The 17092-nt window shown below is 45.4% G+C and carries 18 protein-coding genes; 7 read left to right on the plus strand and 11 right to left on the minus strand.

Annotated elements, in window-relative coordinates; genetic code table 11:
• Positions 1 to 336 precede the first annotated feature (336 nt).
• Together VIA_RS08900 and aroG are read right to left on the minus strand one after the other, a co-directional pair.
• Positions 337 to 651 carry a hypothetical protein gene (locus tag VIA_RS08900; RefSeq protein WP_004412529.1) on the minus strand — a complete coding sequence of 105 codons (315 nt, stop codon included), beginning with the start codon at positions 649 to 651 and terminating at the stop codon, positions 337 to 339.
• Positions 652 to 768: 117 nt separating this feature from the next.
• On the minus strand, positions 769 to 1824 hold the full coding sequence (gene aroG / locus VIA_RS08905) for a 3-deoxy-7-phosphoheptulonate synthase AroG (RefSeq protein WP_004412530.1): 1056 nt from the start codon (positions 1822 to 1824) through the stop codon (positions 769 to 771).
• A gap of 309 nt (positions 1825 to 2133) precedes the next feature.
• Between aroG and VIA_RS08910 the strand changes: the two genes are divergently transcribed.
• From VIA_RS08910 to VIA_RS08925, 4 genes are all read left to right on the plus strand, one after another.
• Positions 2134 to 2850 (plus strand): amino acid ABC transporter ATP-binding protein, encoded by a 717-nt coding sequence (locus VIA_RS08910; RefSeq protein WP_004412532.1) that lies wholly within the window; start codon positions 2134 to 2136, stop codon positions 2848 to 2850.
• 3 nt (positions 2851 to 2853) lie between these two features.
• Positions 2854 to 3648 carry an amino acid ABC transporter permease gene (locus VIA_RS08915; RefSeq protein WP_174269819.1) on the plus strand — a complete coding sequence of 265 codons (795 nt, stop codon included), beginning with the start codon at positions 2854 to 2856 and terminating at the stop codon, positions 3646 to 3648.
• An 11-nt stretch (positions 3649 to 3659) separates the two neighbouring features.
• Positions 3660 to 4499 carry a transporter substrate-binding domain-containing protein gene (locus VIA_RS08920; protein ID WP_004412534.1) on the plus strand — a complete coding sequence of 280 codons (840 nt, stop codon included), beginning with the start codon at positions 3660 to 3662 and terminating at the stop codon, positions 4497 to 4499.
• 71 nt (positions 4500 to 4570) lie between these two features.
• On the plus strand, positions 4571 to 5482 hold the full coding sequence (locus tag VIA_RS08925) for an amino acid ABC transporter permease (RefSeq protein ID WP_004412536.1): 912 nt from the start codon (positions 4571 to 4573) through the stop codon (positions 5480 to 5482).
• A gap of 24 nt (positions 5483 to 5506) precedes the next feature.
• On the opposite strand, the gene cyoE is transcribed toward VIA_RS08925, so the two are convergent.
• Genes cyoE through VIA_RS08945 form a run of 4 tightly spaced genes read right to left on the minus strand, consistent with a single transcriptional unit; the run spans position 5507 to position 8732 of the window.
• Positions 5507 to 6403, minus strand: a complete 897-nt coding sequence (cyoE, locus tag VIA_RS08930; protein ID WP_004412537.1) for a heme o synthase — start codon at positions 6401 to 6403, stop codon at positions 5507 to 5509.
• Positions 6400 to 7431 (minus strand): COX15/CtaA family protein, encoded by a 1032-nt coding sequence (locus VIA_RS08935; protein ID WP_004412539.1) that lies wholly within the window; start codon positions 7429 to 7431, stop codon positions 6400 to 6402. Before VIA_RS08935 ends, cyoE begins: the two co-directional genes overlap by 4 nt.
• 15 nt (positions 7432 to 7446) lie before the next feature.
• Positions 7447 to 7995: a hypothetical protein gene (locus VIA_RS08940; protein WP_174269820.1), complete on the minus strand. Its 549-nt coding sequence runs from the start codon at positions 7993 to 7995 to the stop codon at positions 7447 to 7449.
• On the minus strand, positions 7995 to 8732 hold the full coding sequence (locus tag VIA_RS08945; RefSeq protein WP_004412543.1) for an SURF1 family protein: 738 nt from the start codon (positions 8730 to 8732) through the stop codon (positions 7995 to 7997). Before VIA_RS08945 ends, VIA_RS08940 begins: the two co-directional genes overlap by 1 nt.
• On the opposite strand from VIA_RS08945, the gene VIA_RS08950 reads away from it, so the two are divergent.
• On the plus strand, positions 8731 to 8982 hold the full coding sequence (locus VIA_RS08950) for a DUF2909 family protein (protein WP_004412546.1): 252 nt from the start codon (positions 8731 to 8733) through the stop codon (positions 8980 to 8982). The two genes, VIA_RS08945 and VIA_RS08950, sit on opposite strands and share 2 nt — an antisense overlap.
• A 16-nt stretch (positions 8983 to 8998) precedes the next feature.
• Here the strand turns inward: VIA_RS08950 and VIA_RS08955 are convergent, their stop codons facing one another.
• From VIA_RS08955 to coxB, 4 genes are read right to left on the minus strand one after another with little or no spacing between them, the layout of a single operon-like run.
• Entirely contained in the window at positions 8999 to 9883 is an 885-nt protein-coding gene (locus VIA_RS08955) for a cytochrome c oxidase subunit 3 (RefSeq protein WP_004412549.1), read from the minus strand.
• Positions 9880 to 10482 carry a cytochrome c oxidase assembly protein gene (locus VIA_RS08960; protein ID WP_004412551.1) on the minus strand — a complete coding sequence of 201 codons (603 nt, stop codon included), beginning with the start codon at positions 10480 to 10482 and terminating at the stop codon, positions 9880 to 9882. The genes VIA_RS08955 and VIA_RS08960 overlap by 4 nt, the downstream gene beginning before the upstream one ends.
• 9 nt (positions 10483 to 10491) lie before the next feature.
• Positions 10492 to 12156, minus strand: a complete 1665-nt coding sequence (ctaD, locus tag VIA_RS08965) for a cytochrome c oxidase subunit I (protein WP_004412553.1) — start codon at positions 12154 to 12156, stop codon at positions 10492 to 10494.
• Positions 12153 to 13307 (minus strand): cytochrome c oxidase subunit II, encoded by a 1155-nt coding sequence (gene coxB / locus VIA_RS08970; RefSeq protein ID WP_004412555.1) that lies wholly within the window; start codon positions 13305 to 13307, stop codon positions 12153 to 12155. Before coxB ends, ctaD begins: the two co-directional genes overlap by 4 nt.
• Positions 13308 to 13652: 345 nt before the next feature.
• Between coxB and VIA_RS08975 the strand changes: the two genes are divergently transcribed.
• Together VIA_RS08975 and aqpZ are read left to right on the plus strand one after the other, a co-directional pair.
• Entirely contained in the window at positions 13653 to 15359 is a 1707-nt protein-coding gene (locus VIA_RS08975) for a phospho-sugar mutase (RefSeq protein ID WP_004416984.1), read from the plus strand.
• 241 nt (positions 15360 to 15600) lie between these two features.
• Positions 15601 to 16296: an aquaporin Z gene (gene aqpZ, locus VIA_RS08980; RefSeq protein WP_004412559.1), complete on the plus strand. Its 696-nt coding sequence runs from the start codon at positions 15601 to 15603 to the stop codon at positions 16294 to 16296.
• Between the two features lie 96 nt (positions 16297 to 16392).
• Here the strand turns inward: aqpZ and VIA_RS08985 are convergent, their stop codons facing one another.
• Positions 16393 to 17091 (minus strand): DsbA family protein, encoded by a 699-nt coding sequence (locus tag VIA_RS08985; protein WP_004412560.1) that lies wholly within the window; start codon positions 17089 to 17091, stop codon positions 16393 to 16395.
• Position 17092: the final 1 nt, after the last annotated feature.

Genomic DNA, 17092 nt, shown 5'->3' on the forward strand with positions numbered 1-17092 from the left:
TACTTCTTATTTTTCAGTCAATTACACCAATTATGCACTCAGTCTCAGCTAATTATAAGTATAGGTAATATAAGGAAATTTTTGAAATATTTAGTGACCTACACATGTATGCTGATGAAAAATGAGCGGATTGTGTCAAAAGTGAGAATGCTAAGAATAAGTGAAACGGAGTGAATATAATTAAGCTATGGAAGATAAAAAAACGGGCATACATGCCCGATTGATATGTCAACTAACACAAAGCCTGAAATGCGCAGTCCATTACGCTGAGAACCATTACCCTAAAAAGGGGACCGTAAGTTAATTGCGACATTTCTAATGAGCTGGTGAGGTTAGTTACGGTTCGTAGTTCGGATTCATAAGTTGATAGCGATACTCTTGATCCGCTTTAGATTCAACGACCATTTGCAGTAAAAATAGTCCTGTATTACTTAAACCACATTTGACACCACATGGCTCAGAGTAATCTAAGTCGAGTTCACTGGCATGCTCTGCATCCATTGATAGCTTTGAATTCGAACTAAGTGGCTCTTCTAGCGCTGGAACATCATCCGACTGGGGAAGTGAGTATAAGAAAAGATCTTCCGATGCAACGGTCACTTTACTTACCGCCGTTAAGCTTAATAAGACTAAAGAAAGTTTTCGCCACATAACATCACCCCAAATAACAACAACCCGCCGATTATATAGTCACACACTGCTGGTACAACAAAAAAGCTCCCGAAGGAGCTTTTAATTTTTATAACTAGGATTTATTTAACAGCGCAATTATTTGTTGTTACGACGCTCAGCAACGGCATCAGCTAGCTGACGAAGTACTTTCTCTGTGTCATCCCAACCAATACATGCATCAGTGATAGACTGACCGTAGGTAAGTGTTTCACCTGCTACTAGGTCCTGACGACCTTCTACAAGGTGCGATTCAATCATGACACCGAAGATCGCATCTTCACCACCTGAGATTTGGCCCGCTACATCTTCCGAAACGACCATCTGACGTTGGTATTGCTTAGAGCTATTTGCGTGACTGAAATCAATCATCACTTTTTGCGGCAGACCTGATGCTTCAAGCTCTTGCTTGATGGCACCAACATGATCCGCACTGTAGTTAGGTTCTTTACCACCACGCAATATGATATGACAATCTGGGTTACCTGCGGTTTCAATAATAGCAGAGTGACCGTACTTAGTTACCGACAAGAAATGGTGTGAAGCACTTGCAGAGCGAATCGCATCAGATGCAATCTTAATGTTGCCGTCTGTACCATTTTTAAAACCGACTGGGCACGAAATACCTGATGCTAGTTCACGGTGTACTTGCGATTCAGTCGTACGCGCACCAATTGCACCCCAGCTGATCAGATCCGCTACGTACTGAGGCGTGATCATATCAAGGAATTCACTTGCCGTTGGCATGCCCATATCAGTCAGATCTAGCAGCAGTTTACGACCTATACGAAGACCGTCGTTAATCTTGAACGTATCGTTTAAGTACGGGTCATTGATAAGACCTTTCCAACCTACTGTTGTGCGCGGCTTTTCAAAGTAAACGCGCATCACAACTTCAAGACGGTCACCAAGTTCATCACGAAGAACTTTAAGGCGTTTACCATATTCAATCGCAGCTTCTGGATCATGGATTGAACAAGGGCCAATGATAACTAGCAGACGATCATCATCACCCTTTAAGATATTTGAGATCGCTTCTCTTGAACGAAATGTTGTTGAAGAAGCAGATTCAGTTGCTGGAAACTTCTCTAAAACCGCAACTGGTGGTAATAATTCTTTTGATTTATTAATTCGTACATCATCAGTTTGAAACATCGCTTACTTCTTCCTATTTCTCTCGACTTGAACGCTACACCGAAATGAGGTGGTGAAAAAACGCTCATGCTTTATTGTTCCTGTTCTGTGTAACTTATCTAGCAAAAACTTAGCTTGCAAGCACTTTTTTGAATAAAAGGCAATATTTCCTATATTTTTACAATTTACACAACATGTAAAAAATAAATTACACATCAAGTAATTGATCTATTCCTCATGGATTCTACGTACAATGCCAGCACGCAAGATGCAATATCTTGCTGATATTGCTAATGTATGCATATAACTAGAATCAAAATAAGATTAGGCATGAACGCCATTGAATTTAATAATGTCGACAAGTGGTTCGGCACATTCCAAGCGCTTAAAGGGATTAACCTGAGTGTATCGAAGGGTGAAATATTAGTGGTCTGTGGGCCATCTGGGTCTGGGAAATCCACTTTAATCCGTACAGTTAATCGTTTGGAGTCTATCTCTAACGGCAACATTTCAGTACTTGGCAGTAGTGAAATAGCACCGAAAGCCGGCAAAGTGGGGATGGTTTTTCAACACTTCAATCTATTCCCGCACCTCACTGTTCTCGAGAACTTAACTCTCGCACCAACTCGCACTCTCGGCTTATCTAAAGCGGAAGCAACTGAGCGTGCAATGCATTTTCTTAGCCGCGTGAACATCGAAGATCAGGTCAATAAGTATCCAATACAATTGTCAGGAGGTCAGCAGCAACGGGTCGCCATTGCGCGTTCACTGTGCATGCAGCCTGAAATTTTACTGTTCGATGAGCCGACCTCTGCGTTAGACCCTGAGACCATCCAAGAAGTGTTAGACGTTATGATGGATTTGGCAAATGACGGTATCACTATGATGTGCGTCACTCACGAAATGGGATTCGCGCGTAAAGTGGCCGATAGGGTTATCTTTATGGATCAAGGGGAGATCCTCGAAGTCAACTCGCCACAACAATTGTTCTCTAATCCGAGTCATCCGAGAACTCAGCAGTTTCTGCAACAGATTTTGAGTCACTAAGGCATGATGAACGTACTTAAGCCTGTTTTATCTGCCCTACTGCAAATTGCCCTTTTAGCGATCGGTATTGTGTGGCTGTTAGATTCCGGTGCAAGAAGCATGGGCTACCAGTGGCAATGGGAACGCGTCCCTGATTACATCCTATTTTTTGAAGATGGTGAGTGGTGGCCAGCGGAACTATTAGATGGCCTTGTTGTGACTATCAAAATCTCTGCTTTAAGCCTCTGCTTTACCCTACTGATTGGCCTAACAACAGCGGCGCTCAAGCTATCTGACTCCTGGGTGGGTAGAGGTATAGCAAATTTATATATAGAGGTGATTCGTAACACACCGCTACTGGTGCAAATTTATGTTCTTTATTTTGTATTTGGCCCAGTAATTGGCCTAGATCGATTTGCAACAGCTGTATTAGCGCTTTCTCTTTTCCAAGGCGCCTACACCGCAGAGATATTCCGTGGTGGTCTAAATAGTATTCCTAAAGAGCAATTTGAGGCAGCAAAATCGCTTGGACTCAACCCGTTTTACACCTTCTACGATGTCATTCTACCGCAGCTCTTACAACGGACTTTACCCCCTCTCACCAATGAAGTGATTTCACTGATTAAGAACTCTTCAATTGTCAGTGTAATGGCTATTTTTGATTTAACGACAGAGGGACGTAACATCGTCTCAGAAACGGCAATGCCTTTTGAAATTTGGTTCACTGTTGCCGCTATTTATCTTTCTCTGACGCTGATGTTGTCAGGGGTTTCTGTTTGGATGGAACATAAACTTGGCGCTAGTTGGCGCGGACAATAAAGGAAATAACTATGCAAAACTTAGGGAGAGCTTTGTTAAAAGGTAAACGCTTCAAAGCTACTATTACCGCATTGCTAGGCTTAGCTATCAGCTTGCCGAGCATCGCCTCTGAAACCCCTAACCTCGATAAAATTAATGATCGTGGGACATTAAGAGTGGGGATGTCGACCTTCGTCCCTTGGGCGATGAGAGACAGGCAAGGTGACTTAATCGGCTTTGAAATTGATGTAGCGAAAAGGCTAGCTAAAGATTCTGGCTGGAAGGTGGAATTTGTTCCAACCGCTTGGGATGGCATCATTCCTGCTCTTCTCGCGCAGAAGTTCGACGTCATCATTGGTGGTATGAGCATTACCCCTGAACGAGCAAAGAGTGTCCTGTTCACATCTCCTTATTCTCATTCAGGCGTTCAAATTGCTGCGAATAAAGAACTAGCGAGCGGCTTCTCCGAATTTAGTGACTTTGATTCACGCCGCATAAAGATAGCGGCTCGCCGCGGTGCTCATACTGTTCAAGTTGCTCGTGAAACTTTCCCGAAAGCAAAAATTCTTCAATTTGACGACGATGCACAAGCATTCCAAGAAGTGCTAAATGGCAACGCTCATGCAGTTATCGCCTCTAGCCCTAAACCTGAACATGAAACAGTAAAAAATAGCGATAAACTGTTTATTCCTTTCACTGAGCGCCTGTCAAAAGGTAACGAAGCGTTTGCGGTACGCTTAGGCGAAGCTGACAAAGAAGCCTTCTTCAACGCTTGGATTCAAGCCCGTACCGACGATGGCTGGTTGAAAGAGCGCTACGAATATTGGTTCTCTACCCTTGATTGGCAAAATCAAATCGCCTCTGGTCAATAATTGCGGCCGCCCTACCCAGTTAAATGGGTAGGGCCCTGCTGCTAAGAAATCACGCTAGGAAATAACTCAACGTGTCAAAAGCTAAATTACTCCCTCATCCAACTTCAAATGAATCCAATCGCACATTCAATAAGCTCGATGTTGTGCTCATTGTGATTCTATTAGCTGTAGCATATTGGTTATACGACCGCTCAGCCGTGGGAGTAAACTATAACTGGCGCTGGCAAGAGGCGCTGGGATTAATCTTCACACCGCGCTCTGATGGCTCATTGCCATATTTTATTCAGGGGCTGATTTCGACACTACGCATCAGCATTTGGGGGATGCTATTGGCCCTAACCTTAGGTACGGTTCTCGGCCTAGCAAGACAATCAACGGTCGCTGTCTTGCGCCTTCCTGCCAATGCGTTCGTTCAGCTAATTCGCAATATACCGCCGTTGGTATTTGTATTCATTTTCTATTTTTTCATCTCCAGCCAGCTTATCCCGTTGCTTGGTCTCAACGATTTACTTCGCAACCACCATGGTAATCTTAACGTTATTCAAAGCGTTCTGTTTGGTCCGGCTAACCTATGGGAAAACATACTCTCAGGGATCTTATGTGTTGGGTTACTTTCTTCTGCCTATGTTGCAGAAGTCGTACGTTCTGGATTAACTAGTATCCCAAGAGGCCAGTGGGAAGCGGCAGACTCGTTAGGTTTATCCGCTTGGGTGAAATACCGCTATGTCATTGCCCCGCAAGTATTGGCGGCAATCACACCGGCCCTAGCAGGACAAGCCATTTCATTAGTCAAAGATACTTCCATTGTGTCGCTGATTTCGATTCAAGAAATGACGTTCGTTGGCACTGAAATGGCCAACTCCTCCGGTTTGATATTTGAAATTTGGTTGATCGTAGGTCTCGCTTATCTAGTCTTATGCCTGACGCTTTCTTTTATCTTTAAGCGCATTGAAAAACGTAGTCTTCAGCACCTGCAACGGTAAGGTGCTCTAGCAGGTAAGTGCTGACTACATAATGTAGTGATCGATCAGTAAAGCGACAAAAAGCAACATCAAATGGTAGATAGAGAAGACAAATGTCTTAATCGCTCGACTCTCGTCATTGGTGTACTTCAATTTCCACGCATGCCAGACAAACAACGAACATAGTACCGTCGATGCAGTAAGATAGAAGATCCCGGTCATTCCGACTAAAGCGGGTAACAGACAAATCAGATACAACAGTACCGTATAAAGCAAAATCGATGTTTTGGTGTATTCCACGCCATGAGTTACAGGCAACATCGGAATGTCTGCTTTAGCGTAATCATCTTTACGGTGAATCGCTAACGCCCAAAAATGTGGTGGCGTCCAAATGAAAATGATCATAACCAATAACCACGCATGGGCATGAAGCTCGCCTGTCACGGCAGTCCAGCCCAATAACGGAGGCATCGCCCCAGCAATCCCCGCTATGACAATATTTTGCGGCGTTGCGCGCTTCAAATAGAGCGTGTAGACCACTGCATAACCGAGTAAACTCGCGAAGGTAAGCCAAGCAGTTAAAGCGTTCACTCCCGCATAAAGAACAACAAACCCAACCACCCCGATCGCCAGAGCAAAACCAAACACATGGCTTGATTTGATCTCACCGGAAGGCAGTGGACGCTTATAAGTTCGCGCCATAATCGCATCGATTCTTTGATCAATCAGATGATTGAATGCAGCCGCTGAACCTGCCATCAAACCAATACCTAGCAAGCCAAGAACAGTACCTTGAATCGGCAGTGCTCCCGGAACCGCTAAACACATACCAACCAGTGCGGTAAGCAACATCAAGGCGACCACTTTCGGCTTTGTCAGTGACAAATAGCTTCGCCATAAGGCTTTTTGGGGGATAGAAGTAACACTTATCGATTTACTCATGAGTATTCTCCTTGTTGTTCCGCAGATCGTGTCGAGTAAACGCTAGAGAGTTGCCATATTAGGTAGTTCGCCCTCAAGACCGATAGCAATAGCAGCGCAGCACCTAGGTTATGCGCCACGGCGACGGCCAACGGTAAGCTAAATACCACGTTGCCTACCCCTAGAGCGATTTGTAACGTTAACAGCGCTAATATTATTTGACCGTTGCGACGAAGCAAATTGCTTCCATATCGAATTAACTGTATTGCCAGCGCCACGGTAAACACTGTGACTACCAAGGCCCAAATACGGTGGGTAACATGAATGGTCATCCTCGCGCCGTAATCGAGTGTGCCAAATTCGTAACTCTGTTTTTCTGGTTGAATCAAATCAAATGCATGTTTGAAATCTAAGTGGGATACCCAGTCCCCTTGGCAAATCGGTAACGTCGTACACATTAAGGCAGCATAGTTTGATGATGTCCAACCACCTAATGCGACTTGGCCAATCACCACAATTAACGTCACCAGCGCAAATGGTTTTATCCACGCTAAATTCCGCAAAGTATGGCTCTCTAAGTCATTGTTAGCAATTGCTGACCAGTAAGCAAGTGCTAACAGACTGAATAGGGTAAAGCCACCCAGTAAATGCCCCATCACCACCAAAGGCATCAGTTTCATAGTCACGGTCCACATTCCGAGTAAAGCTTGGAATACCACCACAATTGAAAGCGAAGTCGCCAATAGCGTCGAGAGCATCTGCGTACGGATCCCGACTAAGGTGATGGCAAACACAACAAGCCCTAGAGTGCCGGCAAAATAGCGGTGAATCATCTCAAGCCAAGCTTTATCTGCTTCGACTATCAAGGTGGGATAAAGTGTCTTAGCTAAAGCAATCTCATGTTGCTCGTTCGGTACGGTAAGTTGGCCGTAACAACCGGGCCAATCAGGACAACCCAACCCGGCATCTGCAAGTCTTGTGTATGCACCAAGCATCACCACAACAAAGGTGAGAAACAGGCTAAAACGAATAAGATTAATCAGTTTCATACCCAAGCTCCTCCATTAACCGACACGAGAAAGTTTTAATAGCTTACGTAAATCAGCCAGCAAGCCTTTACTCTGAGGGACCAGCTCTGATGGTGAATTCACTTTCGGGTAGCGCATAACTAATTGACCCAATGGATCGACAATCACAAATTCAAACTGCCCGACCACTTGAGCAAACTCTTGGTTGACTTCCAAGCGCTGATAGCTGCCCTCAGGTGCTTCAATTGAGTCGCTATTTGGAGTGATGAGGAGCACTGGTTGAACACGTTGCTGGTATTTACCGAGTGCAAGGTGACTTTGCCCCAGCAGATAAATTTGTTGCTGGCAAAACTCATCGCATTTATCAGGAATAACGTAGCCCAGTTGCCACTGTTGCTGCTGATAGGGATTGGTTAAGCCGAAAGAGTCAAGCGTTGAGTGTGGCTCAATTAGCTCACCTTTATTGGTCACTCCCGATTGATACCAATGCTGACTGAGTACTGTTTTCGCCATAATCGCTGGCAGAGCGAACATCACGACAAGACTGATGAAAATGATGCGGCCACGATAGACTGGGTTATTAATCATCTTTGCGCTCCTTGCTTAAACAAGCGAATCAAAATAATGCTACTTAGCAGTAATAAGGCGGCAGCCATTGAGAACCATTGCACCGCATATCCATGGTGTTTTTCCGACTTCATCGCAACAGGTTGCCAAGGTTGCGGGTAAGGCCAGTTATCTGCTTTCGGCTGTACAACATATCTTGCCAGTTCGATGTCCCAAGCTTTCTCTAGCTGATCGAAGTTTAAGTTTTGAATCCGACTTGGGACACCTGACTCTAGGTATAAATCATGACTCAGAGGATTCGGCAACTTTCGATATAAACGCCCTTGCACCGTCATAGGCTCCACCAGCCAATCGACCTCAGGTAATTGCGTTCTGAGCTTAGGCGCTCGAATGAAACCTCTCTCTAGCAAGACCCACTCACCACCTTCCGCTTTGACCAGTTGCAAGGCGATATAACCGACCTCACCTTGATAGCTCTGATTATCGAGTAACAAATATCTATCTTTCACTGGCAGCGCTTGAAACTCGACCTTTACCCCAGTTGGTATCGCTAGCTGAACTGCCGATATTTGCTCTAACGAAATCCATTGTTGAGACTCTCTCTGACTAACCTGCTGTTCTATCGCTTTTTTTTCTTCAGCTCTCGAAAGCTGCCACAACCCCAAGTTGACCAATATTGAAAAGGCAACCACAGTTAAAAGAACAACAATCCAAACACGTCTGGTATTGAGCTGAGCAAAAAAGGAGCTCCTCATGGTATTCATTTTTAAACTGTTATTAGTGCTGCTACTGCTTTTCATCCTAATCAACCTTGGCCGAGCAATGTTTGAAATGGTCAAAGGCCCCAACTCAAACGACGAAGAAGAGTCTGACGACTCACTTGAAGATGACAAACCTATGAGCTTCTATTTGGGTCGCCGCGTATTTCTTTCTGCCCTAGCCGTGATATTGATGGTTGCTGCTCTACTTTCCGGTTTTATCGAGCCCAATGTCCGTCCATACTAAACGGCTTAATTAAACGTTAAATCACATAAACAAAGACGAATAAACATAGCCAAACGACATCAACGAAGTGCCAGTACCAACTACCCGCTTGAAAGGCGAAATGATCTTTCGGCGTAAAATGGTCTTTGGCAACCCTCGCCAACAAGACAATCAAAATGGTTGTGCCAAGGAATACGTGCATGCCATGGAAACCCGTCAACAAAAAGAAGGTGTTGCCATAAACGCCTGATTGCAACGTCAGTCCTAAGTCTTGATATGCGTGGGCGTATTCGACACCTTGGTAATACAGAAAGAAACACGCCAAGACGATGGTAATTTCAAGCCAGACAATCAGCGCCATTCGCTTGTTCTTTTCTAAACTGACATGAGCAAAGTGCAGTGTGACTGACGACGCCAATAGTAACAGCGTATTGATCAGCGGAATCCCTTTCCAAGACATAGCCGTGGTCGTATCACCTCCGGGAGTCAAAGTCAGCGGCCACAATGCTTCAAAGGCAGGCCATAACACCTCATGTGTCATCTCATTGTTGCCTGCGCCTCCGAGCCAAGGCACCGAAATGATTCGCGCGTAAAATAGCGCCCCGAAGAAGGCGCCAAAGAACATAATCTCAGAGAAAATGAACCAACTCATTCCTTGGCGAAATGAGCGTGATATCTGCGCCGAATATTTGCCGCTCATCGATTCGGTGATCACATTGCTGAACCAACCAGCGAACATGTAGAGCAGAAATAGAAAGCCAGATAACAAAATCAGCTTACCAAAGACGCTTCCATCGCCCCCTTCTGCCATGTTCTGTACCGTCAGCCCTGCGCCGACTGCGATCAAAAATAAAGATACCGCGCCAACAATTGGCCAACTACTTTGAGCGGGAACGTAATAAGGCTGATGTTTAGAACTCATTGTGTTGCTCCTTGCATCGCTTCACTGTTAATGACAGGTGAAGTGTTCGCTATCTCTTGCGGGGCTGTCTTATCGGTAATGTCGTAAAGGGTGTAAGACAGCGTTAGCGTATGAATGGATTCGGGAATATCAGGTTCGATATAAAAAATCAGAGGCATTTCAGCATTTGCTTTCGCTTGCAACGGTTGTTGGTTGAAGCAAAAACACTCAATTTTATTAAAATAGGTCGCACCAAGACCTGGCGAAACCGACGGCACAGCTTGACCAACAATCTCTTGGCCAGAGAGGTTTTTTGCCAAGTAAGCCGTTTGAATCACTTGACCGGGATGAACATCCATAGAAGTCTGCGTTGGCGTGAATGACCAAGGGATACCTTGATTATTGTGGGCCATAAATTCGACTCGAATTAGCCGAGACGTATCTGGCACCATACCTTGCGGCTGAATCGCAGATTCACTATTGGTTTTGCCATTGATACCCAGTGCATCGCACATCACATCGTAAAGCGGCACAAGCGCAAAGCCAAAGCCAAACATCGCTAGCACCGCAACGCATAGTTTTAAAGTCAGTTTATGGTTTGATTTCGCTTGTCCATCCATGGTCGCCACCTAGTCCACTTTTGGTGGCGTAGAGAAGGTATGATGTGGCGCTGGGCTTGGTACTGTCCATTCTAAGCCTTCTGCTCTTTCCCATGGCTTCGCAGACGCTTTCTCACCACCTTTGATACATTTGATGACCAGCCATAAGAAAATGAGCTGCGACAGTCCAAAGGCAAAGCCACCGATCGACACAACCTGGTTAACATCGGCAAACTGAATCGCATAATCGGGAATCCGTCTTGGCATGCCTGCTAGACCTAAGAAATGCATAGGGAAGAACAACACATTGACTGAAATCACCGAACACCAGAAATGCCACAGGCTCAGTTTGTGGTCATACATATTTCCGGTCCATTTCGGTAGCCAGTAATACGCCGCCGCCATAATCGAGAACACCGCACCCGACACCAATACATAGTGGAAATGAGCCACGACAAAATAAGTATCATGGTATTGGAAATCAGCCGGAACAATCGCCAGCATCAAGCCAGAAAAGCCACCAATGGTGAACAGAATAATAAAGGCGATGGCAAACAACATCGGCGTTTCAAACGTCATCGCCCCGCGCCACATAGTCGCCACCCAATTAAACACCTTAACTCCGGTGGGCACGGCGATTAGCATGGTGCAGTACATAAAGAAGAGTTCAGCAAACACCGGCATCCCAGTGGTGAACATATGGTGAGCCCAGACTAAAAACGACAACAATGCGATACTACAGGTCGCGTAAACCATCGAGTGGTAGCCAAACAGTTTTTTGCCACTAAATGCTGGGAGAATCGCTGAAATGATACCAAATGATGGCAAGATCATGATGTAGACTTCCGGGTGACCAAAGAACCAGAAGATATGCTGGAACATCACCGGATCACCACCGCCCGCCGCATCGAAGAAAGAGGTACCAAAGTATTTGTCAGTTAACACCATGGTCACAGCCCCGGCGAGCACTGGCATAACAGCAATGAGTAAGAAAGCGGTGATAAGCCATGTCCAAACAAACATTGGCATTTTGAACCACGTCATACCCGGTGCGCGCATGTTGACGATGGTCACTATCACGTTGATTGCGCCCATGATCGAGCTAATCCCCATGATATGGACTGAAAACACAAACAAGGCCGTACTGTCAGGTCCATAGGTGGTAGAAAGCGGCGCGTAGAACGTCCACCCGAAATCAGGACCGCCACCTTCGGTAAATAACGAAGCCAGTAAAATGGCAAAAGCGAACGGTAGAATCCAGAAACTAAGATTATTCATCCGCGGCAACGCCATATCTGGCGCACCAATCATCATCGGGATCATCCAGTTAGCAAGACCTGTAAATGCAGGCATCACTGCACCGAATACCATGATAAGGCCGTGAACCGTGGTCATCTGGTTAAAAAACTGCGGTTCCACCAACTGTAAACCGGGCTGGAATAACTCCGCGCGAATGATCATCGCCATCGCGCCCCCAGTTAAGAACATGATGAAGCTAAACCATAAGTAAAGCGTCCCGATATCTTTATGGTTGGTGGAATAGAGCCAGCGCGTGATCCCTTTTGGCGGCTCATGATGATCATGTTCATCGATCTCTGCCGCGATTGAACTGTTTGCGCGAGTAATATCAGCGTCGGTTACAGGTGCTGATTTGGTTTTATCTTCAATTACAGAATCAGGTTTGGACGTTTTCATTGTCCCTCCTTAGACGCCTTAAATTGGTTCACATCCGCTGCTTGAACCATATCTCCGACACTATTTCCTAAACTGTTACGTTGGTAAGTCACTACCGCGGCAATCTCTTTTTCGGTCAATTGGTTTGCGAAAGCTTGCATCGCGGTTCCTGCTCGTCCATTCACCACCACATCAATATGTTCGTCGATACTGCCTGTCGCGACGCTACTCCCTGTAATGGCCGGGAACGCCCCCGGAATCCCCGCGCCACTTACTTGGTGACAAACGGCACATCGGTCGACATACACTTTCTCCCCGATCGCCATCAACTCATCCATCGACAAAGAAGCAGTCAGTGATGCTGCGGCCTCTTGCTTGGCTTGCTCTATCTCGGCTTTCTTCGCTAATAACCATTCGTCATAGTCATTTTCTTCCATGGCATGAACAACGACAGGCATAAAGCCGTGGGCGCGGCCACACAGCTCAGCACATTGACCTCTGTACACGCCTGGCTTATCAATGCGTGTCCATGCTTCGTTGATAAAGCCTGGGATGGTGTCTTTTTTCACCGCAAAATCGGGCACCCACCATGAGTGGATAACATCATCAGACGTCATCAGGAAACGTACTTTACGATTGATTGGCAACACGAGCGGATTATCAACTTCGAGCAGGTAGTGAGCGCCCTTTTCTTCAATTCCGTCGATGGCTTTTTGACTGGTCGCAAGCAGACTAAAGAATTCAACATCCTCACCGAAGTAGCTGTAATGCCACTTCCATTGAGAACCGGTGATTTTGACCGTCAGATCAGATTGGGAGGTATCTTCCATCGCCACCAAGGTTTTGGTCGCAGGTATTGCCATCAACACTAAGATAATGATCGGGATAACCGTCCAGATCACTTCAACCTTGGTGCTTTCATGGAAATGAGCAGCAACTGCACCTTTCGATTTGCGATGGTGGTACATGGAATAGAACATCGCACCAAATACGATGACCGCAATGGCGCAACAAATGTAAAAGATCAGCATATGAAGGTCATAGACCTTTTCGCTGATATCGGTCACACCTTGCGTCATGTTGTAGGCGCTCTCTTCTGCGGCAACAGAAGCGGTAAACCCAACCAACAAAACATTACTCAATCGCCACAGTGAAACGGGTGAACTTTTCAAAAGACCTCTCCTATGCCAGAGTCATCAACCGTGATGCTAGTACTCAATCCCGCTCGGAGTGCTTAAATACGCAAGAAAGTACCAATCAGCCTTTGGACTTATTTATTTCCTTTCAAACAGCAAATTCAATGTAATTTGTTATATTTATGTTAATAAAACCTAGTTGGCGTTTTTAAATTGTGCAAGAAAGTCCAACTAGAAATGACTACTCAGCTAACTAAGTAAGTTTTAGCGATTGCGCTCTCGCAAATGATAATCAATATCAATTAAAATCTAACAACTTTCTGTAATTAACATAGACTTAAGTTAAACGCTGACTTGAGGCATGGAAAAGGTAAAAACATCATGATGGAAAAAGTGACCTATTGGTTAGAAAAAGATCCCGACCCGCATACAAGAGAAGAGCTACAACACCTTATTGATGAAAAAGCATTTAGTGAGCTTGAAGATCGATTCAGTCAAAGGCTTGAGTTTGGCACTGCGGGCCTGCGAGGTAAAGTTGGCTGCGGTCCAAACCGAATGAACCGACTGGTGATCCAAGAGACTGCAACAGGGCTTGGCCACTACCTTATTGAACAAGTAAGCAATGCTAAATCACGCGGCGTTGTGATTGGTTACGACGGCCGCACTGATTCCAAGCAGTTTGCTCATGACACCGCCTCTGTTCTCACCGCACTAGGTATCAAAGTATTTTTAACTCACGCGGTCGCCGCTACACCGATCGTGGCATTTGGCGTCAATCATTTTAACGCCGCTGCCGCCGTCGTAGTCACTGCCAGCCATAACCCACCAGAATATAATGGCTTCAAGGTTTACTGGGAAAATGGCGCGCAAATTATCCCGCCGCATGATTCAGGTATTGCCGCAGAAATTGATATCGCTGCTAGCAAACCTATACCGCTTATGGCGCTGGATGACGCAGAAAAACACGACTTGCTTGTTTGGCTCAAAGATGACTACTACCAAACCTATCGCCAAGCAATGAATAGCAACGCTCTGCTCACTAACCACACTCAACCAGAGTCAATTGGTATTGCTTACACGGCAATGCATGGCGTAGGTGCAGACATGGCTGAAACGCTGCTTGCTGATGCTGGTTTCACCCAAGTTTATAGCGTCAAAGAGCAAAGGGAGCCTGATGGCACCTTCCCTACCGTTAACTTCCCCAACCCAGAAGAAGCGGGCGCAATGGATATGGTGATGGCACTGGCTAAGCAGCATGGCGCCGAGCTCGCCTGTGCGAACGATCCTGACGCTGACCGTTTTGCTGTAGCAGTACGTAAGCCGGATGGTGATTATCAAATGCTTACCGGTGACCAAGTAGGTTCTCTGTTTGGTCATTACTTATTGTCGAAATCTGATGCCACTAAATCGCTGGTTGGTAACACCATTGTGTCATCGACACTACTAAAGAAAATTGCACAATCCCAAGGCGCAGAGTACTACCAAACATTGACCGGCTTTAAATGGCTGACCAACATTGCGATGCAAAAGCAAACTGAGGACCGCGAGTTCTTATTCGCTTATGAAGAAGCGCTTGGTTATACCGTTGGTAATAAAGTCTGGGACAAAGATGGCTTGTCTGCCCTAGTCGCATTTGCGCAATTGACCGCAGAGCTCAGGAGCCAAGGAAAAACCATTTGGGATCAGCTCGAAGCACTATACCGTCAGCATGGCATGTATCTTAATGCTCAGCGCAGTATTGCCCTAGATCCTAACGCGCCGCCTGTAGGGGACAAGCTTCGTGCGGATCCTCCAAGTATGATTGCAGGCAGTAAAGTTGTGGTCACCGAAGATCTTAAATCACTTACTCGTCAGTTTGCTGATGGCAGCAGTGAAAGCATCGACTTACCCGCCAGTGATGTATTGATTTACCACCTTTCTTGTGGTGCTCGCGTTATCGTTCGGCCTTCAGGCACAGAGCCTAAACTCAAGTGCTATTACGAAGTTATTGAGTCATTCGATGAAGCAGACAGTTTTGAACATGTTCAAGATAAAGCGTCTGAATCGATGGGAATGCTGATTTCTGAACATCAACATAGCCTGATCTAACCCTTCATCAACGAGTGCCTCTATCACTAGGGGCATTCAGCAAAATCCTACATTTCCCAAGCTAATAAATGTAATGCTTATCGAAATTACTTTGTCTGCTGCTGTATATCTAATCAAATAATGAGACTTTACAGGGAAATAACAATTTACCGACACAGAGTTCATAATACTGAACTTTACTAATCAGGTGTTGCTGATAACTATCAGTTTTTATTGTTTTTTATTTTGGTTAGGAACGATTATGAACAAATATATCGCAGAGTGTTTCGGCACCTTTTGGCTGGTTCTCGGCGGCTGTGGTAGCGCTGTACTGGCTGCCGCTTTTCCAGATGTCGGTATTGGTCTACTCGGTGTGTCACTTGCGTTCGGTTTAACCGTTCTCACAATGGCATACGCAATTGGCCATATCTCAGGCTGTCACTTAAACCCAGCGGTAAGTATTGGCCTATGGGCCGGTGGTCGCTTCGAAGCGAAAGAGTTGGCTCCGTACATCATCGCTCAAGTGCTTGGCGGTATTATCGCAGGTGGCGTTCTATACGTTATTGCTAGCGGTCAAATGGGCTTCGACGCTGTTGCTTCTGGTTTCGCATCAAATGGTTATGGCGCTCATTCTCCGGGTCAATACTCTATGACTGCAGCATTGGTGACTGAAGTTGTCATGACAATGGCGTTCTTAGTGATCATCTTAGGTGCAACAGATAAACGCGCGCCGCAAGGTTTTGCCCCTATTGCTATCGGTCTAGGTCTAACGCTTATTCACCTAATTAGTATTCCGGTAACAAATACTTCGGTTAACCCTGCTCGTAGTACAGGTGTTGCACTATTTGTCGGTGATTGGGCGGTATCTCAGCTATGGCTATTCTGGGTAGCGCCAATTGTCGGTGCTCTACTTGGCGCGGTTGTTTATAAAGCAATGGCCGGTTCAGCTGAAGATTAATCACTAATAAATCTTTGTAAAACAAAAAATCCCTACTTATTTAAGTAGGGATTTTTTTTGCTCCGTTACTGAGTAACGAACGGCAACTTCATATGATTACAGCTCTTCTTTCAGTATTTCTTCCAACTGTTGGTAAGGTAAATAACCCGGGATAACTTGCTCACCATAGATTAAGGCTGGCGTACCGCGAAGACCTAACGCATTAAACATCGTGTAGTTGTTCTCAAGTTGTTTCTTAACATCATCACTGACGTTAAGCTGATCTGTTGTTCCGGTTTTTTGCGCAATTTTCATCAGTGATGTCATATTGTGTACACCCGGTTTAGCAATCAATAGCTGATTAACTTGCTCAAACTTCTCACGGTCGTTTTTCCAGACATTGAGCGCATAAGCCGCGGAACTTAAAGAGTCCGTCCCTTCCTTCAATGGAACGTAGAGGTTAATCACCTTAATTTGAGGATAGTTGGACACCAACTTCTCTAACTCTGCATCCAGCTTCTTACAGTATGGGCAGCTAAAATCAGTGACGTTAATCAAAGTAAACTCACCGTTCTCAGCGCCCATATAAGTATGACTAGGATCGTTAAGGTACTTGCCACTGCTTTCCAGTAACTGACTAAACTGCTGTTGCTGCTTGATATACATGCCCAAGCTTTCGTGTAGTCCATCAATCACCTGAGGGTTGCTTTCTAACATCTCGACAATGTCAGCGATTTTTTTGTCTTGTGTATCCGCCAAAGCAGGCAGTGAAATAAGCGAACTGATAGCTAAGGCTAACGTAAGTTGTTTTAACATG

The sequence above is a fragment of the Vibrio orientalis CIP 102891 = ATCC 33934 genome (assembly GCF_000176235.1).
Taxonomy (GTDB): domain Bacteria; phylum Pseudomonadota; class Gammaproteobacteria; order Enterobacterales; family Vibrionaceae; genus Vibrio; species Vibrio orientalis.